17 protein-coding genes and 4 pseudogenes are annotated in these 17,235 nt (G+C 67.6%); 11 read left to right on the top strand and 10 right to left on the bottom strand.

Features of this window, described 5'->3' with window-relative positions; translation table 11 throughout:
* The first annotated feature begins 110 nt into the window (after positions 1-110).
* From GNX96_RS40540 to cspE, 9 genes and pseudogenes are all read left to right on the top strand, one after another.
* Positions 111-1,697 (top strand): ATP-binding protein, encoded by a 1,587-nt coding sequence (locus GNX96_RS40540; RefSeq protein WP_163572929.1) that lies wholly within the window; start codon positions 111-113, stop codon positions 1,695-1,697.
* Entirely contained in the window at positions 1,637-2,926 is a 1,290-nt protein-coding gene (locus GNX96_RS40535) for a LuxR C-terminal-related transcriptional regulator (RefSeq protein ID WP_279582792.1), read from the top strand. The genes GNX96_RS40540 and GNX96_RS40535 overlap by 61 nt, the downstream gene beginning before the upstream one ends.
* Before the next feature lie 59 nt (positions 2,927-2,985).
* Positions 2,986-3,798: a hypothetical protein gene (locus GNX96_RS66145; protein WP_163572927.1), complete on the top strand. Its 813-nt coding sequence runs from the start codon at positions 2,986-2,988 to the stop codon at positions 3,796-3,798.
* Between the two features lie 729 nt (positions 3,799-4,527).
* Positions 4,528-4,626 carry a hypothetical protein gene (locus GNX96_RS66140; RefSeq protein WP_390624275.1) on the top strand — a complete coding sequence of 33 codons (99 nt, stop codon included), beginning with the start codon at positions 4,528-4,530 and terminating at the stop codon, positions 4,624-4,626.
* Positions 4,623-4,838 (top strand): annotated as a pseudogene (locus GNX96_RS67485) (methyltransferase family protein); the annotation flags it as partial. The gene GNX96_RS66140 and the pseudogene GNX96_RS67485, both read left to right, overlap by 4 nt.
* Positions 4,839-5,052: 214 nt before the next feature.
* A complete protein-coding gene (locus GNX96_RS40520; RefSeq protein ID WP_163572941.1) occupies positions 5,053-5,583 on the top strand; it encodes a methyltransferase in 531 nt (176 codons plus the stop codon).
* 66 nt (positions 5,584-5,649) lie between these two features.
* On the top strand, positions 5,650-6,258 hold the full coding sequence (locus GNX96_RS40515) for an SGNH/GDSL hydrolase family protein (RefSeq protein ID WP_163572926.1): 609 nt from the start codon (positions 5,650-5,652) through the stop codon (positions 6,256-6,258).
* Complete coding sequence (locus GNX96_RS40510; protein ID WP_279582790.1) at positions 6,255-6,587, top strand: hypothetical protein; 333 nt, start codon at positions 6,255-6,257, stop codon at positions 6,585-6,587. The genes GNX96_RS40515 and GNX96_RS40510 overlap by 4 nt, the downstream gene beginning before the upstream one ends.
* Before the next feature lie 402 nt (positions 6,588-6,989).
* Positions 6,990-7,193, top strand: a complete 204-nt coding sequence (cspE, locus tag GNX96_RS40500; RefSeq protein WP_163572923.1) for a transcription antiterminator/RNA stability regulator CspE — start codon at positions 6,990-6,992, stop codon at positions 7,191-7,193.
* Between the two features lie 212 nt (positions 7,194-7,405).
* Here cspE and GNX96_RS40495 read toward each other — a convergent pair whose 3' ends face one another.
* Entirely contained in the window at positions 7,406-8,428 is a 1,023-nt protein-coding gene (locus tag GNX96_RS40495; RefSeq protein WP_163572922.1) for a threonine aldolase family protein, read from the bottom strand.
* Between the two features lie 84 nt (positions 8,429-8,512).
* Here GNX96_RS40495 and GNX96_RS40490 point away from each other — a divergent pair.
* Positions 8,513-9,278: pseudogene (locus tag GNX96_RS40490) on the top strand (dioxygenase family protein).
* Between the two features lie 43 nt (positions 9,279-9,321).
* Positions 9,322-9,768, top strand: a complete 447-nt coding sequence (locus GNX96_RS40485) for a GNAT family N-acetyltransferase (RefSeq protein WP_279582789.1) — start codon at positions 9,322-9,324, stop codon at positions 9,766-9,768.
* Here GNX96_RS40485 and GNX96_RS40480 read toward each other — a convergent pair.
* The 9 genes and pseudogenes from GNX96_RS40480 to GNX96_RS40440 all read right to left on the bottom strand — a co-directional run bounded on the left by GNX96_RS40480 (position 9,765) and on the right by GNX96_RS40440 (position 17,116).
* Positions 9,765-11,125, bottom strand: a pseudogene (locus GNX96_RS40480) (class II 3-deoxy-7-phosphoheptulonate synthase). The gene GNX96_RS40485 and the pseudogene GNX96_RS40480 overlap by 4 nt on opposite strands.
* A gap of 535 nt (positions 11,126-11,660) precedes the next feature.
* Entirely contained in the window at positions 11,661-12,686 is a 1,026-nt protein-coding gene (locus GNX96_RS40475; protein ID WP_163572920.1) for a 6-phosphofructokinase, read from the bottom strand.
* A gap of 64 nt (positions 12,687-12,750) precedes the next feature.
* On the bottom strand, positions 12,751-13,269 hold the full coding sequence (locus tag GNX96_RS40470; RefSeq protein ID WP_163572919.1) for a polyadenylate-specific 3'-exoribonuclease AS: 519 nt from the start codon (positions 13,267-13,269) through the stop codon (positions 12,751-12,753).
* Between the two features lie 104 nt (positions 13,270-13,373).
* Complete coding sequence (locus GNX96_RS40465) at positions 13,374-14,009, bottom strand: response regulator (RefSeq protein ID WP_163572940.1); 636 nt, start codon at positions 14,007-14,009, stop codon at positions 13,374-13,376.
* Positions 14,010-14,022: 13 nt separating this feature from the next.
* Entirely contained in the window at positions 14,023-14,337 is a 315-nt protein-coding gene (locus GNX96_RS40460) for an ATP-binding protein (protein ID WP_279582788.1), read from the bottom strand.
* Positions 14,334-15,515, bottom strand: a complete 1,182-nt coding sequence (locus tag GNX96_RS40455; protein WP_279582787.1) for a DUF5931 domain-containing protein — start codon at positions 15,513-15,515, stop codon at positions 14,334-14,336. The genes GNX96_RS40460 and GNX96_RS40455 overlap by 4 nt, the downstream gene beginning before the upstream one ends.
* Positions 15,443-16,099 carry a DUF5931 domain-containing protein gene (locus tag GNX96_RS40450; RefSeq protein ID WP_279582786.1) on the bottom strand — a complete coding sequence of 219 codons (657 nt, stop codon included), beginning with the start codon at positions 16,097-16,099 and terminating at the stop codon, positions 15,443-15,445. The genes GNX96_RS40455 and GNX96_RS40450 overlap by 73 nt, the downstream gene beginning before the upstream one ends.
* A gap of 28 nt (positions 16,100-16,127) precedes the next feature.
* Positions 16,128-16,274: pseudogene (locus GNX96_RS66135) on the bottom strand (hypothetical protein); the annotation flags it as partial.
* Between the two features lie 110 nt (positions 16,275-16,384).
* Entirely contained in the window at positions 16,385-17,116 is a 732-nt protein-coding gene (locus GNX96_RS40440) for a lysophospholipid acyltransferase family protein (protein ID WP_163572915.1), read from the bottom strand.
* Positions 17,117-17,235 lie beyond the last annotated feature (119 nt).

The raw sequence follows: 17,235 nt of genomic DNA, 5'->3' as shown, positions 1-17,235 counted from the left end.
TCAGCTCCCTGACCGAAGGCCCCTTGCGTCTGCGAACCAACGCGCGCAAGGGGCCTTCACCATTTCGCCCAACCGTTATCGTGGGATCTCCGAAGGAACGGGGGTCGTCGGTGCCGGCACTGGTAGGTCGCGATGCCGAGCGGCAGATGTTGTTGGCAGCGCTGGAAAGCGCGCGAGCTGCCAGCGGCCGGATCGTGCTGCTCTCGGGCGAGGCCGGCATCGGCAAGTCGCGGCTCGCCAGCGAAATTGCCGAGATCGCTGCCCAGAAGGGCAGTTTCGCCGTGCTCACCGGCCGCGGCCACCCACTGCACACCGGGCTCGCGTACGCACCGATAGTGGCGGCTCTGCGCCGGCACCTGACCTCGCTGCCTGACCGTGACGCCACCGAAATTCTGCGCGGGCTGGCGGACCTGAGCCGGTTACTGCCCGATTCCCGGTTGCCGCCCTGTGAGCCGCTCGGCGATCCGGAACTGGAACGCACCCGGATGTTCGAGGCGGTGGCCGACCTGATCGGCCGGCTCGCCGAGCGGACCGGAGTTTTCCTTTACGTCGACGATGTGCACTGGGCGGATCGCGGCACTGTGGAACTCCTGCATTTCATTGGACGAACGATCGCCGACCAGCGAGTGATGCTGCTGGCCACCTATCGCTCCGGCGAAGCCGAGGGTCCCCTGCGTGAGCTCGCGATGGCGGTCCGGCGCAACGATCCGGACGCCGAACTCATCCTGGCACCGCTGAGCGACACCGCGGTGGCGGACCTGACCCGCCAGCTGCTGGGCACCGATCCGACCGCCGAACTGCTGCGAAATGTGACCGTACGAGCCAAAGGCGTGCCGCTCTTCGTGACCGCGCTGGTCCACAGTGGACAGAGCCGGCTGCGGCCGGAGCGGCTGCCGGCGATCGTCCGCGATGTGGTGGTCGGCCGGCTGCATCGGTTGGCTGCCCGCGAACGCCGGCTGCTGGAAATCATCGCGGTGGCTGGCGACTCCGGCTCCGAGGACGTCCTTCACGAACTCTGGAGCGGCGACGATCTCGACCAAACACTACGGCAGCTCGTCATCGAGGGAATGATCGACGAGCAGGCGGGACGAATACTTTCCTACCGGGTAGCGCATCCGCTCTATGCCGAAGTCGCCTACGCCGAGCTCACGACCGCGCAAAGGCGCGCGCTGCACGCCGCACTGGCCACCGCCATCGACCGCTTGCACCCGGACGACGTGCTCAGCCTGGCCCCGCATTACCGCGCTGCCGGCGCCCTGGTCGATCCGGCCCGTACGATCGAAGTCCTCGCCAGCGCTGGAAAACGCGCGCTCCGGGTGGGCTCTGGCGACGAAGCGATGCGGTATTTGGAAGCCGCCATCGCGATTGCTCGCTCCACCGATGACGGCGCGAGGCTCGCGCCACTGCTGGGAGACCTGGCCCGCGCATACCAAGGACTCGGCAAGCTGGACGAGGCCGCGCGGGCCCTCGCCGATGGCGCGGCGGCCGCCGAAGAGCAGGGAGATTCCAGCCAACAGAGCCAACTCAGCTACGGCTGGCCCTGCTTCGTCGTTCCGAACGCGGTGGCTCGATCCCGAACACTTCGACGGTGGATCCGTTGGAGGTCTGGAAAACCGCTGACACCGTGCATATCTGGATGGTGGCCGATCTCCGGCACGGCACCTCCGACCAGTTGCGTGGCATCGCCGACAAAATGATCATCTTCGCCGAGCGAACGCCGTCAGCCGCCGCGCAGGCGGTCGGCTGCTCCGGCCGGGCCCTGCATGCCATGCTCGACGGTGACTACGAAATCGCGCTTCGGGCCGCTCGCGATGGCATGACTTTCGCCGTACAGGACGACAATCCGGTTGTCACCAGCGGAACCGCGCGATGGCTGTTCATGCTGTCGGTGCTCGCCGGTGACCTGGACACCGCGACCAAGTCCATCACCTTCGGCGACTCGCTGAACCAGATCCGTCTCGATTTGCCGTCGGCGGTTTCCTCGATCGCCGAAAGACTGGCACTCGTACATTATCTGGCCGGCGATCTGGAATCCGCGCTGGAAGAAAGCCAGCGCGGGCTCGACTACGCCAGGCGGACCGACATCAGCCGCTCCATCGGGCGCGGGCTTCGCATCCGGGCCTTTCTGCTCGCCGAACGAGGCGACCTCACTCAGGCCGGCAACTGCCTCAGCGAAGTCGCTGAGCGCTACCAGACCGACGAGAACCAGCTGGTCGCCTACTGGGAGCTTGCCGAGACCACGATCGCCCTGCAGTCTGGCCAGGCCAGCCGGACCGGGCCACTCACGTATCAGCGGCTGCGGTTCCTGCATGATCCAGTGGTTGGCTGCCTACGCTTGACGTTCGCCGGTTTCGCCGCGGTGGCAAGAAAAGACGTGGACAACGCGCGGGAGATCGCCGACTGGCTGCGAGAGCTGGGCCGGACCGCACCCTTTCCGCAGGCGTTGGCCGATCAGCAGCAAGCGCTCATGATGATCGCCGATGGCGAGCCGGACCAGGCCTGGCCGCTACTGACCTCCGCGGCGGATCGGTTGGCCGCCATGGGAATGCAGCTGCTTTCCGCGCAGGCCCGTCTGTCCGCTGCCGAGTCGGCGCCCACGGACGAGGAAGCCCGTCAGGCGGTGAAAATCTGCCTGGCCGTATTCGAACGGGCCGGCGCCGTCCCGTGGTTGGACCGCAGCCGCCAGTTGGCCCGAAAGCTCGGTCTACGAGCGCCGACCACGCGTAAAACCGGGGAATTGACCAAACGGGAAGCGCAAATTGCCCGGTTGGTCGGCGACGGCCTGTCCAATCGGGAGGTGGCGGCCCAGCTTTTTCTCAGCGAACGTACGGTCGAAACCCATTTGCGTAATATTTACGCATGGCTGGAACTGCCCTCCCGGTGGGCGCTGACCCGGTGGGCGAACGACCATCGGCCGGCGGGGTGACGGATTTACGTGCTGATACCTATACCGCCGCAGCACGGCCGGCCAGCAGGATGCCGGTTATGAAGCAGCAAACCCTCTCCGCGCGTACCGATGTCGTGGCGCCGGCCGGATTCTGGCGGCGCGACACCGCCCACGCACCGGTGGCGCGTACGCCGATGACCAACTCGATGATGGACGAGGCGCCGGCGATGCTGGCGGCCTGCGAGGATTTCGGCCTGCTGATCAACCTGCGCCTGGCCACCATCGGCGGCTGGTTCTATGGCTCCGTCGAACCGGTCGGCGCGCCGCCGGACCGGGCCGCGCCGCCAGCCTGGCTGCTGCCCTGGCTGCTGCGGCTCTCGCCGGCCGCCAGCAAGCGAATGCGGCGGTGCCGTGAGGTCGTACGAACCGATTACGCCGGCACTGTCACCCGTCAGTGGTACGAGCGGTCCCGGCCTGACTTCCAGCACCGGATCGACCAGCTGCTGGCCACCGACCTGTCCACTGTGGACGATCGCGAGCTGGTCCAGCGACTGCATGACGCACGGCAGCTTTGCACGGACGGTGCCCGGGAACATTTCCGGGTGGTGATGGCCTATATGTACGGTGTCGCCGAACTCGGGCTGACCTGTCAGAAGCTGTTGGGATGGGGACCAGTTTCGGGCAATGCGGCTGGTGGCCGGGCTGTCCGCCAAGTCCACCGAGCCGAGCCGGGCACTGTCCACTTTGGCCGGTCAGCGGGGCGAGGCCGGCTTCACCGAGTCGGTGAAGGATTTTCAGCGCTCGTACGGCTTTCGAGCGGTGGTCATCGAGTTGGCCGAACCCACCCTGGCCGAGGTCCCCGGCCTGCTGACAGCTCTGCTCCGCGACGAGACCAACCTGCGGCACAGTGACCATGACAAAGCTTTGGCACAGGAGCGGGAAAAAGTCGCCAACCAGGCCCGGGCTGCCTTGTCCGGCGCCAACCTCGCCACTTTTGAGGCGGCTCTTGGCCGCGCGGTGAAGGCTTATCCGCTCCGCGAGGACAATGTCTTCTACACTATCGACGGTCCGGTCGGGGTAGCCCGCACGGTGGTGCTCGAAGCCGGCCGCCGGCTGGTCGAGGCGGGCCACCTGGAGTCCGTCGATGACGTGTTCTTCGTCGAGGTGGACGAGGCGGCCGAGGCGCTCTCCAGCGGTCGCGATCTTCGCCCCAGCGCCACCGAAAACCGGAACCGACACCAGGTGGCCCTGGATAATCCAGGCCCACCGTCGTACGGCCGGGATCCTGGGCCGCCCCCTTCCAGCCGCTGGCTGCCGCCGGCCATTCGCGAGATGACCGATCGGATGCAGTGGGGTGTCGAGCAGATTCTTGAGCAGCAGAGCAGCGGCCGCATGAAAGCCGAGGCGGCCGACCTGCTGACCGGAGTGGCCGCGTCCAAAGGCAGCTACCGCGGGAAAGTGCGGCTGATCCAGAGCGAGGCCGACTTCGACCGGCTGGTGTCCGGCGAGGTACTGGTCTGCCCGTCCACCCGGCCCAGCTGGTCGGTGCTCTTTCCGTTAGTCGGCGCCATTGTCACCGATTCCGGTGGCGCGCTCTCGCGCATCCCGCGATCATCGCACGGGAATACCAGATCCCGGCCGTGGTCGCCACTGGCTGCGCGACGAAGGTCCTCCGCGACGGGCAGCTGGTGACGGTCGACGGCGACCGCGGAATCGTCGAGATCGAGGCAGCGCAATGAATTCCGCGTTGTTCAACCTCAACGCCGCGGCCGCTCGGCTCGCCACTTTCTCCGCCGCCGTCCAGTTGGGCCTCTTGGACGCGATCGACCGGGAGCCCGCCACCGCGACCGAGCTGGCCAGCCGATGCGGTGCCAACGCCAAAGGCGTGCGGTTGTTGCTGGCCGCACTGGTCGCCGAAGAAATCGTCACCGAACTTCCGGGCGGGCGTTACCAACCAACCGAGCCGGGCATGGCGTCGCTACATCCGGTGTTGCCGATGTGGGACCACCTCACCGAAACCGTCCGCACCGGCGTACCAGCGGTGGACATGGACACCCCCGACACCGCCACCGAAATGTATCCGCAGGTGGTGACTTCGCTGGCCGCCATGTGGCTGGAGGCGGCGGACCGGGCCGCCGTTATTCTGCCGCCGGCCAGCAGCATTTCTGGACGTCGGAGCCGGCGCTGCGCCGTGGAGCATCGCGCTGGCCCGGGAAAACCCGGAAAGTCAGGTCACCGCGCTCGACCTGCCGGCGGTCCTGGTGAGCACTCGCCGGGCGGTTTCGGCCGCGGGCCTGGTCGGCCAGTTCACTTTCCTGCCAGCGAATGTCTTTCACGATCCGCTGCCGGAATGCTCGTACGACCTGATCGTGCTCGGCCAGTTCTGCCACCTTTTCGACGCGGCCACCTGCGCAGACCTGATTAGCCGGCTCAGCCAGCTGCTGAATCCGGGCGGCCAGCTGGCCATCATGGACGGCGTCCCCGGCCGCCCCGGCGCGGCCGTCTACGAACTTTCCCTCTATCTGAGGACCAAAGAAGGGGCTCTTCACCCACTCGCCGAGTACGAGCGATGGCTGCGCGATGCTGGCCTCACAACAAAAACTCCGGTCGACATCAATGCCGAACCAGCCATCATGCTCATAACAGGCGACAACCAGAACACCCCCACGGGAGGAAATCCACACCGCACTCGCTAACCCTTGCCGAATACTGCCCGTACCGGCACGATTACCCTCGTTGTCCGCGGCGAAGGGAGTTGGCTGATGTCCGCTCGAAAAGTGACCGTGGTGGTGGGTGTGCTGGCGCTGGCGGCCGGGATGCTGGCCGCGGTGCCGGCGGCCGCCGGCGCTGGGAAACCCACCGCGATCGTGTCGATGGGTGACAGTTACATCTCCGGCGAGGCGGCCGGCTCGTACGAACCGGGCACCGACCAGAGTGGCGACTTCTGCCACCGCTCCACGAAATCCGAGATCCACCGGACCAGCATCGCTGCCAACAAGCAAATCAACCTGGCCTGTTCCGGTGCCAGCACGGCGAATGTCGCGCTCGGCGGCACCCCACAAAACGGCGAGGCTCCGCAAGCCGAGCGGTTGCGCGCGGTCGCCCGCGACAACCAGGTCAAGCTGATCGTGCTGTCCATCGGTGGAAATGACGTGGGTTTCGGCTCGATCGTGCTGGACTGCATCAAGGCCTTCTTCAAACTTTCCGGCCGTTGCCAGGATTCCTGGGCGAGCAAGCTGCCGCCGGCGCTGTCCGCCGCGGCCCCGAAAAAATCGCCCACAATCTCGCGGATATTCGTACGGTCATGCGAGCGGCCGGCTATGCGGACTCCGACTACCAGCTGGTTCTGCAGTCATATCCGTCCGCGGTGACCGGCGACAACCGCTATTCCTTCACCAAGCCCTTCCAGGGCTGTCCGGTCCGCGACGACGACGCCAACTGGGCGAAGCTGAACGCGGTCGCACAGTTCTCGTCGACCATGGCCGCGGTGGCACGGTCGTCTGGTGTCCGGTTCATGGACCTGTCCCAAGCCTTTTACGGCCGTGAGGTCTGCGCCAAAGGCATCGACCACTCGCAGGAATGGGCCAACGGCATCACCATCGACCTCACCGAGCTGCGCAACGGCCTCGGCGGGGGCAGATTGTCCAACAAACCCTGCACCCGAACGCCAGCGGCCACACCGAATTCGGTCTCTGCCTGACGAGCTTCTACCAGCTCACCGCGGCCGCGGCCCGGTGCGTACGCGGCTCCAACGGCAACCTGGGAGCGGTCGCGATGTCGCTGGCCACCCTCGCCGCACCGACGGCCTCCCGTACGTATCCAGTGATCTTCGAGCCGGCGCCGGTCACCGACCGGAGTCTCGCCTTCCGGCTGGAGGCTCAGCAGCATCAATAAGGGCTGGTGGGTGAGTGTTTCCACACTCACCCACCACAACCCGGATTTACCTGCTAGAGTTCTCCTCAGTTGAAGTGCAGTTCACGTACGTCTTGACGCCCGCGAGTTGTAGTCGCGGGCGTTTCGTCGTTTCTGGGGCTGGTGAACACGTCAACGAGGTCACCCATAAGGTGTGGGTGCCCACAGTCTTAGAAGGAGACGGCTTTTCATGGTTCAAGGCTCAGTGAAGTGGTTCAACGCCGAAAAAGGCTTCGGATTCATCGCCCCCGATGACAACTCGGCCGATGTTTTCGTGCACTACTCGGCGATCGCCAGCGACGGCTACCGTTCGCTGGATGAGAACCAGCGGGTCGAGTTCGAGGTGACCCAGGGCCAGAAGGGCCCGCAGGCCGAGCAGGTCCGCGCTATCTGATTCACCACCGATGGCCGCGAGTTGCTTGCGCAACTCGCGGCCATCGTCCATTTTCACCCAAGGAAAGGTGACAACATTCCGAACACTGTACGAACAAAGGACCGAATGACCAACGGACGGCTTCGGCTCTCGGTGGCGGCCAGAAAACGGCTCGCCAGCCGACCGTTCCAGCCGCTCAAACCGCTGCGGGACGGCGTCGAAGGCATCATCGATTAAGTAAGAATGCCGGTCAACACCTTGATAGCCACGTCGACATCGTCGTCGCTGACATCGAGGTGGGTGACCAGCCGGACCCGCCGCTCGTCCATCGCGGACACCAGCACGCCGGCCTCGGCGGCGGCTCGCGCCACCGTGGCGGCATCTGGCCGCGGCGCCGGCAGGTTGATCATCACCAGATTCGTCTGCACCTGGGCCGGGTCGACCAGGCCGTAGGGCACCAGGGCATCGGCCAGCCGACGAGCCCGGGCATGGTCTTGGGCCAGCCTCTCCAGATTGTTCTTCAGCGCATAGCGGCCGGCCGCGGCCAACACGCCGGCCTGCCGCATCGCGCCGCCCATCCGGCCACGCAGCACCCGAGCCCGGCCCATCCGGTCCGCCGTACTGATCAGCAGCGACCCGACCGGAGCGCCCAGCCCCTTGGACAGGCAGACCGACACCGTGTCGAACAGCTGCCCGTACGCGTGCAGCGGCACCCCGGAAGCGACATGGGCGTTCCAGATCCGGGCGCCATCGCAGTGCACCGCGATGCCGGCGTCGTCGGCGACCCGGCGCAGCCCGCGCAGGGCCGCCAGCGGCTGGACACGACCGCCGCCCCGGTTGTGGGTGTTCTCCACCTGCAGGACGCGGGTCCCGACGGTGTGCCAGTCCCCCTCGCGTACCTGCGCCTCGTACGCGGCCGGGTCACAGATGCCGTCGGCCGTCACAATCGTGCGGCTGGTGATGCCGAAGAACGCGGCCGACCCGCCGCGCTCGTACGCGAGCAGATGCGCGCCAATGTCGCAGAGCACCTCGTCGCCGGGCGCCGCGTGCAGCGCGACCCCGATCTGGTTGCCCATCGTGCCGGTCGGCACGAACAGCGCCGCCTCGTGCCCGAACAGCGCGGCCGCCTCGGCCTCCAGCGCGTTGATCTCGGGATCCTCGCCATACACATCGTCGCCGACGTCCGCCGCCGCCATCGCGGCCCGCATGGCCTGACTCGGCTTGGTCACGGTGTCGCTGCGCAGATCCACGGTCACGAGATCCCACCCTACGTCCCCGCGTACGGGAATAGGCCGAGCTCACCAGTTAGTTGAAAGTTAAACTAACTATGGAGGCGAACGATGGACAAGATGCCGGCGCTCTATCTCGGTCACGGCGCGCCCGCCGCTGGTCGACAACGAGCGGTGGGTCGGTCAGCTGGCCGACTGGGCCGCCGACCTGCCGCGACCGAAAGCGGTGTTGATGGTGTCCGCCCACTGGGAGAACGCGCCAGTCACCCTGAGCGCCACCCGAACCGTGCCGCTGGTCTACGATTTCTGGGGATTTCCGGCCCGATACTACGAAACTCGCTACCCTGCCCCGGGCGCCCCGGACCTCGCGGCGAAGGTCGGGAAGCTGGTCCGTACGCCCGTCCAGGCGGACGAGGACCGCGGCCTGGACCACGGCGCGTACGTCCCCCTGACCGTCATGTACCCGGATGCCGACATCCCCGTCCTGCAGATGTCGATGCCCACCCTGGACCCGGCCGGGCTGATGGACCTCGGCCGCCAGCTCGCCCCGCTGCGCGACGAAGGCGTCCTCATCGTCGGCAGCGGCTTCCTCACCCACAACCTGAGCTGCGTGCACTTCGACCAAGGCCCGGACTACGCCCCGCCGGCGTGGTCGAGGGAATTCGACGCCTGGGCCGATGAGCGGCTCGCCGGCGGCGATATCGACAACCTGTTGGACTTCGCCCACAAGGCACCCGCGCCGACCCTCGCGCATCCGCGTACCGAACACCTGGCGCCGCTTTTCGTGGCACTGGGCGCCGCCGGCGGCGGCACACCGGCGGTCACCATCGACGGCTTCTGGTACGGCCTGTCCAAGCGGTCGGTGCAGTTCGGGTAGAGCACTCGAGCAGAATGACCGGATGTCTGTCGAACTGCGAGCGATGACCCCGGCGGAGTACGAGAAGTTCGCGACCCAGGTCATCGAGGACTATGCCGCGCAGAAGGTGCTGTCCGGCGAGGCGCATCCGGAGGCCGCGGTCGGGTATGCCCGCGAGGAGACCGAAAAACTACTGCCGGACGGGATCCGTACGGCGGACATGCTGCTCCTGACCGGGTACGCCGACAACCAGCCGATCGGAGCGCTCTGGCTGGCGCTGCCGTCGCCGCAGCGTACGCAGGCCTGGATCTTCATGTTGCTGGTCGACGAGACTCAGCGCGGTCGCGGTTACGGCCGCGCGATCATGGTCGCGGCCGAGGACGTGCTCACCGCTCGTGGCATCCACGAACTCGGCCTCAACGTCTTCGGCCACAACACGGTGGCCCGCCGGCTGTACGAGGACCTCGGATACCAGGTCACCGCCCAACAGATGGCCAAGCGGCTCGGCTAGCCGCGGAGCATTTCGGCTAGCAGGAAGCCCAACTCCAGAGACTGCTGGGTGTTCAGCCGCGGGTCGCAGGCGGTCTCGTACCGGCCGGCGAGGTCCGCATCGCTGATGTCCTGAGCGCCGCCGAGGCACTCGGTAACGTCCTCGCCGGTCAGCTCGACGTGGATGCCTCCCGGGTACGTACCCAGCGTGCGGTGCACCTCGAAGAAGCCGAGCACCTCGTCGACGATCCGGTCGAAGTGCCGGGTCTTGAAGCCACTGGCCGACTCGAACGTGTTGCCGTGCATGGATCGCACGCCCACACCACCTGGTGGCCGGTCGCCGCGACCTTTTCCACCACTGGCGGCAGGGTGTGCCGAACCTTGTCGTTGCCCATCCGGCTGATGAACGTGAGCCGGCCCGGAATCCGCTCCGGGTCGAGCCGCTCCACCAGCTCGACAGCGACCTCCGGAGTGGTCGTCGGTCCGAGCTTGACACCGATCGGGTTGGCGATCCGGGACACGAAGTCGATGTGCGCGCCGTCCAGCTGCCGGGTCCGCTCCCCCACCCACACCATGTGCGCGGACAGGTCGTACAGCTGGCCGTCCTCCGGCCTGGTCAGCGCGTCCTCGTAGTCCAGGATCAGCGCCTCGTGCGAGCAGTAAAGATCGACCTGCCGCAGCGCTTCGTCATCGACCCCCCCGCAGGCTCGCATGAAAGCCAGCGCGCGGTCGATCTCCCGGGCGATCGCCTCGTACCGCTCGCCGGCCGCCGAATGCTTCACGAACGTGTTGTTCCAGTCGTGCACGGTCGTCAGGTCGGCGAGGCCTGCGCGTGCGTACGCTCGGATCATGTTCATCGCGGCGGCCGAGTTCGCGTACGCCCGGACCATCCGGTTCGGGTCCGGGATCCGGGCCGCCTCGGACGCCTCCAGCGAGTTGATCATGTCGCCGCGGTAGCTGAACAGACCGAGCGCGTCCCGGTCGGTCGAGCGCGGTTTGGCGTACTGGCCAGCGACCCGACCCACCTTCACCACCGGCACGCTGGCGCCGTACGTGAGCACCACGGCCATCCCGAGCAGGGTGCGGGTCAGTGAGCGCAGGTGCGGCTCGGTGTTGTCGTCGAACGTCTCCGCGCAATCGCCGCCCTGCAACAGAAATGCCTTGCCGGTCGCCACCGCCGCGAGCTTCTCCCGGAGCGCGTCCACCTCGTACGGGGCGACGATCGGCGGCACCGTCGAGAGCGTCCGATGCACCTCCGCCAACGCCGCCGGATCGGGCCAACTGGGCTGCTGCGCGGCGGGCCGCCGCCGCCAGGTGTCTCGCGCGGAAATCAGGTCGTCGGCTACCGGGACAGTCTGTGGCGTACTGGTCACGGCCATCAGAATACGGCTACCCCCGATTTTCGATTAACGGGTCGCCCCTGGTCCCACCGGCTGACACTTGGTCGCTGTTGATCTTGCCTTCGGCGAGGCTGTCCGGGCCGCATCGTTGCCGCTGTTGATCATGGAGTCCTTCCCAACATGCGGGACCGCGACACCTCAGCAGTCACGTCAGCCCCACCGACAACAGGCCCATGGTCGAGTGCGGGACAAAACCCCACACTCGGCGTCGAGTGTGGGGTTTTGTCCCGCACTCGACGAAAATCCAGCCCGGACCCGCACCAGCCACCGCACTCCTCGCTGCACAATCGGATTCCGATTGTGCAGCCCTACACCAGGTGCGGCGCAAAACTGTCGTACCCTCTCCGAAAAATCACCCCCACCCAGTGACGGGGTGGGGGGGGGTTTGAGGACCAATGTTCAAACTAAAAAATAAGGTCTGCCTCTCAACCCACCCCCCCCCCGTCAAAGGGAGGGGGAAAGAAAAACAGACACGTACGACAGTTTCGCGCCGCACCAGGTCCAAACCCGGAAATCAGCCGAAGAAAACTTCAGCCTCGGCGTAGCGCTCCGGCGGGACGGTCTTCAGTTCGGCGGTTGCTTCCTCGATCGGCACTCGGACGATCGCGGTGCCGTGCAGGGCGACCATTTTGCCGAAGTCCTTGTCGTTGACGGCGTCGATCGCGTGCAGGCCGAACCGGGTGGCCAGCACCCGGTCGAAGGCGGTGGGGGTGCCGCCGCGCTGGACGTGGCCGAGGACGACCGCGCGGGACTCCTTGCCGGTACGGGTCTCGATTTCGGCGGCGAGCCAGGTGCCGATGCCGCCGAACTGGACGTGACCGAAGGCGTCCTTCTTGTCGTTGCGCAGCTGCTCGGCGCCGCCGGAGGGCATCGCCCCCTCGGCGACCACGATGATCGGTGCGTAGTGGCTCTCGAAGCGGTGTTCGACGTGCTTGACGACCTGCTCGATGTCGAAAGGCCGCTCCGGCACCAAGATCACGTTCGCGCCACCGGACAGGCCGGAATGCAGCGCGATCCAGCCGGCATGGCGACCCATGACCTCGACGACCAGCGCGCGGTGGTGCGACTCGGCGGTGGTGTGCAGCCGGTCGATCGCCTCGCTGGCGATGGTCACCGCGGTGTCGAAACCGAAGGTGTAGTCGGTGGCGTTCAGGTCGTTGTCGATCGTCTTGGGCACACCGACCACCGGGATGCCCTCGTCGGTCAGCTTCTTCGCCACCCCGAGGGTGTCCTCGCCGCCGATCGCGATCAGCGCGTCGACGCCGAGGGCGGCCAGGTTCTTGCGGATCGCGTCGACGCCACCCTCGATCTTGTACGGGTTCGTACGAGAAGAGCCCAGGATCGTGCCGCCGCGCGGCAGGATGCCCCGCACCTGGTCGATGCCGAGCGGGCCGCTGACGCCCTCGACCGGCCCCCGCCAGCCGTCCCGGAATCCGACGAACTCGTGCCCGTACACCGCCACGCCCTTGCGGACCACGGCCCGGATCACCGCGTTGAGGCCGGGGCAGTCTCCGCCGCCGGTGAGTACGCCGATGCGCATAAGTCTGAGGCCCTTCGTACTGAGTAATTCAGTTCAGCATCCGTCGAGGCTTACCGTAGCGTTCCTATGCGGAACCGATCCAGAGACGTCCGCCACGATGCTCCTCCATCGTCCGCCACCGGGCGAGGTTGTGCTTGGCGTCGGTCAGCGCGTCGTGCCGGGCGCCGCCGGCCTCCGGGAGCGCGGGGTTGTCCAGGTCGTCCCAGCGTTGCCGCAGATCCTTGGTGAAACGCGGGATCCGCCGCGGCAGCGAACGCATGTCGCCCCACAGCTGCGCGAGCGCCACATGGTCGTACGCGGCGTACCAAGCCCACAGCTCGAGCTGGCCGTCGGTCGCGGACAGGTATTTCCAGAATTCGTCCCGAATTCGCTCCCGCGACTGCCACACCGGGTCGGACGGCGACGGCAGCTGGTTCAGCACGTTCCGGCGCACCCACGGGATCGCGTCATCGGGGTTGAATTCGGTCGATACGGCGTAGAACTCCTCGCCGTTCTCGTCCACCGCACCGATCGACACCAACTCGATGGTCTTACCGTCATCCAGGAACTCGGTGTCGTAGAAGACCCGTCGAACCCCGCTCATAGAGCAACTCTCGCAGCCATGCACTCACCGTAACGACCCCGCTGTCGCTCCTCCCGCCCACCCTCGCGAACTCGACGTCTTCGCTGATGTCGACAGCGGAAGTCCTATGAGGACTCGGTGTCCAGGCCGGTCTCGATGGCATAGCGAACGAGCTCGGCGCGGTTGTGCACCTGCAGCTTGCCCATCGCGTTCTGAACGTGGTTTTGGACCGTACGGTGGGAAAGTACGAGTCGGGTGGCGACCTGTTTAGCGGTCATGCCCTTCGCGATCAGCCGCAGGACCTCCAGCTCACGCTCGGTCAGCTCGGGCCGCTCCGGCTTGGCCGGTTCGGTCGCCAGCCGCCGGTATTCGCCCAGCAGCAGGCCGGCCAGGCCCGGCGTGAAGCTGGCCTGGCCGGCGGCCGTCCGCCGGACGGCTTCGTAGAGCTCCTCCGCACGGGCCGATTTCAACAGGTATCCGAGCGCGCCGGCCTTCACCGCGTCCAGCACGTCCTGTTGCTCGCCGCTGGCCGAGAGCACCAGGATTTTGGTGTCCGGCAAGGCTTCCCGAATCGCCCGGGTGGCCTCCACGCCGGACACCGTGGGCAGTTGCAGGTCCATCAGCACCACGTCCGGCCGGGTGGCCAGTGCCCGGCGGATCGCCTCATCGCCGTCTGCCGCGGTGGCCACCACCGAGAACCCGGCGGCCTGCAGGTCGCGCTCGACCGCGTCCGTCCACAGTGGATGGTCGTCGACCACCATCACGGTGACCACCTCACTCGCGTGGGACACGCAGCTCGACCTCCGTCCCTTGGCCTGGCGCCGAAACTATCTCGACCGTACCGCCCAGCTGAGTGACCCGGCCGCGAATCGACTGCGCGACGCCCAGCCGGCCATCCCGGAGCGCCCTTTCGAGCCGGCCCGCAGCGATGCCGGGACCGTCATCTCGTACGGTCACGATCACCTCGAAACCCAGATCCTCGATCAGCAGCCATGCCGGCGCCTGCTCCCCGACATGTTCGCGGACGTTGTCCAGCGCCGCCGCCACGGCCGCGACGACCTGTTCGGCGACCGCGGCCGGCAACCTCACCGGCGCGGCCGGCGCGGCGCGGCGAGGTGGATCGCCGACGACCACATCAGCTCGACCAGCAGCTCCTTCAGGTCCGCGGTCCCGGAGGCCGGTTCGGCCACTGGCCGCGACTGTACGAGCTTGCGCAACGCGCTCTCCTGCTCACCAGCGAGCCGGCCAAGGTCCGCCAGCTCACCGCCATATTGCTCGCCTTTTCGGCTCATCAAAGCCAAAACCTGCAGGACCCCGTCGTGCACCTCGCGGGCCAGCCGTTCCCGCTCGGCGGTGGCCGCCTGCAGCCGTACGCCCTCGGCGAAGGCCTGCTCGGCTTCCCGGACCAAGCCCACCGCGTAGCCGACGACCCCGGCCGCCAGCAGGTAGAGGACGGTGGCCTCCAGCGTGCCCGGCGTCGGATCGCCGCGGATCAGGATGTTCGGCAGCAGGTTGACGCCGACCACGATCACGCCGGCGAGCGCACCGTCCGACAACGCCCAGGACAGCCCCGCGCAACCGACCCACAGGCCCGCGAGCGGCTGGGAATGTTCGTACGGGAACTGCCAACCGGCCGCCGGTACGGACATCAGCGTCACCACTATCGCGACCACCAGATCGCCGCTCGCGATGGTCCGCCGGGAGCCGCGCCGGTTCGTCAACGCGGCCGCGACCACCGTCCAGCCGGTCATGATCAGCAATCCGCTGAGCACCCAGCCGCCGGTCACCGCGCCGGTGACCAGCGACGCCCCGCTGATCGCCGCCGGGATCAGCGCGAGAACGCGAAAAGCCGCCACCGCGCGCCACAGCGAGGCTTCCAGTTCACCGGGCCGGCGCGAGCGCAGGGCCGGTCGTACGCTCCGGACCAGCCGGCCGGTTGTCCACTGTGGACGGTCAGGGGCCCTTGGGGACACGAAGCTCGACCTCCGTCCCCTCCCCTGGCGCGGACACCACCGACACCGAGCCACCCAGATCCCGGATCCGGCCACGAATGGACTGCTCGACGCCGAGCCGGCGCCGCCGGCGACCGCCTGCTCCAACCGGCCGGCGGGGATGCCCGGGCCGTCGTCCCGGACAGTCACCACAACCTCGTCGCCGGTGTCCTCTACCAGCAGCCAAGCGGGCGCATCGGCGCCTACGTGCTTGCGTACGTTGTCCAGCGCCGCCCGGACAGCGTCGGCGATCTCCGCGGCCGTACGAGCCGGCACCGGCACGGCTCCGGCCGGGGGGTGGACAGCGTGACCGTACGCGCCGAGGCCACGTCCGCGAGCGCCTCACGCAGGTCCCGTTCCCCGCTCGCGGTGTCCAGGTCGGCGGGACCGGACACGATGAGCGCCCGCAACGCCGCTTCCTGCTCGCCGGCCAGCACACCCAGCTGGCCGGCATCCCCGCCGAGCTGATCGCCGCGCCGGCTGACCAGCGCGAGGACCTGCAGCACGCCGTCGTGAATGTGCCGGGCGAGCCGTTCACGCTCGGCGGTAGCCGCCTGCAGCCGTACCGCGTCGGCCAACGCCTGCTCGGCCCGCCGGACCAGCCGGCCGGCGTACCCGACCACTACCCCAGCCAGGTATGCCAGCACGACGTTGTCGGCCACCGCGCCTGGTGCCCAGCCGTGCAGCACGATGTTCAGCGCGCTGATGACCGTCGCCGCCACGATGCCGGACCGGACGCCGCCGGCCAGCGCCCACGACAGGATCGCGGACGCCACCCAGATGCCCGGGACGGTGCCGGCGCCGCCGGCCGTGCAGCTGCTGCCAGCCGACCGCCGGGATCGACAGGAGCAACGCGCCACCCGCGATCGCCATGTCCGCGGCCAGCATCCACCACCGTGGCCGGCGTCCCCAGGTCAAAACCACGGCCACCGCGGTCCAGGCGGTCATCGCGGCGAGTACGCCGATCACCCACGGCAGCGAGGCCGGTTCGGAGCGGTTGCCCAGCGGCGTGGTGTTGATCGCGACCGCCAGCACCAGCGTGATCACCCGGTAGACGGTGACCGCCCGCCACAGCGACAGCTCCAGGCCCAGCGGATGCACCGAGCGGTCGGCGAGCCCGGACGGAACGATCCGCCGCAGCGTGCTCACGCCGCCGCCGTCACCGGGGTTTTCTCCTCGGTGGCGGCGGCCGCCGACTCCTTCTCCAGCAGGGCCTTGGCCTTGGAGCCGTACATGTCCACATACGGCTGACCGGACATCGACATGATCTCGTACATGATCTCGTCGGTCACCGACCGCGCGACCAGCCGGTCGCGCTCCATGCCCGCGTAGCGGCTGAAGTCCAGCGGCTTCCCGATCCGGATCCGGACCCGCATGATCTTGAGCATCTTGGCGCCCAGCGGCTGGATCTGGTTGGTGTTCAGCAGCGCGCACGGCACCACTGGCGCACCCGACTCCAGCACCAGCCGGGCCACCCCGGTCTTGCCGCGGTAGAGCCGCCCGTCCGGCGACCGGGTGCCCTCCGGGTAGATGCCGACCAGGTCGCCGTCTTTCAGCAGCCCCTTGAGCGTCTCGAGGGTGGCCTTCGCGGCCGAGCCGGACCCGCGGTCGATCGGGATCTGCCCAGCCGCGGTGAAGAACAGCTTGCTCAGGAAGCCCTTGAAGCCAGGGGCGGTGAAATATTCCGCTTTGGCGGGAAAAGTCACCTTCCGCGACACCACCAGCGGCAGGAACAACGAGTCCACGAACGACAGGTGGTTGCTGGCCAGAATCGCCGACCCGTCCGCTGGCACGTTCTCCAGCCCCTCCACCTGGGGCCGGAACAGCAGCCGAAGCAGCGGACCCAGCAGGATGTGCTTGCAGAGCCAGTAGAACAACTCGCGTCCCGCCCTTCCGCCACGCTGAAGGCCTAGAGCCTACGGACGCGACCGCCATTGAACAACGCGCACCGCCGCAATAACTGTTCGTACACCCCCCAGCCTCGCCAGTGGCCAGT

Source organism: Fodinicola feengrottensis (assembly GCF_010993775.1).
Classification (GTDB): domain Bacteria; phylum Actinomycetota; class Actinomycetes; order Mycobacteriales; family HKI-0501; genus Fodinicola; species Fodinicola feengrottensis.
This window is presented reverse-complemented; position numbering and strand designations above follow the sequence as displayed.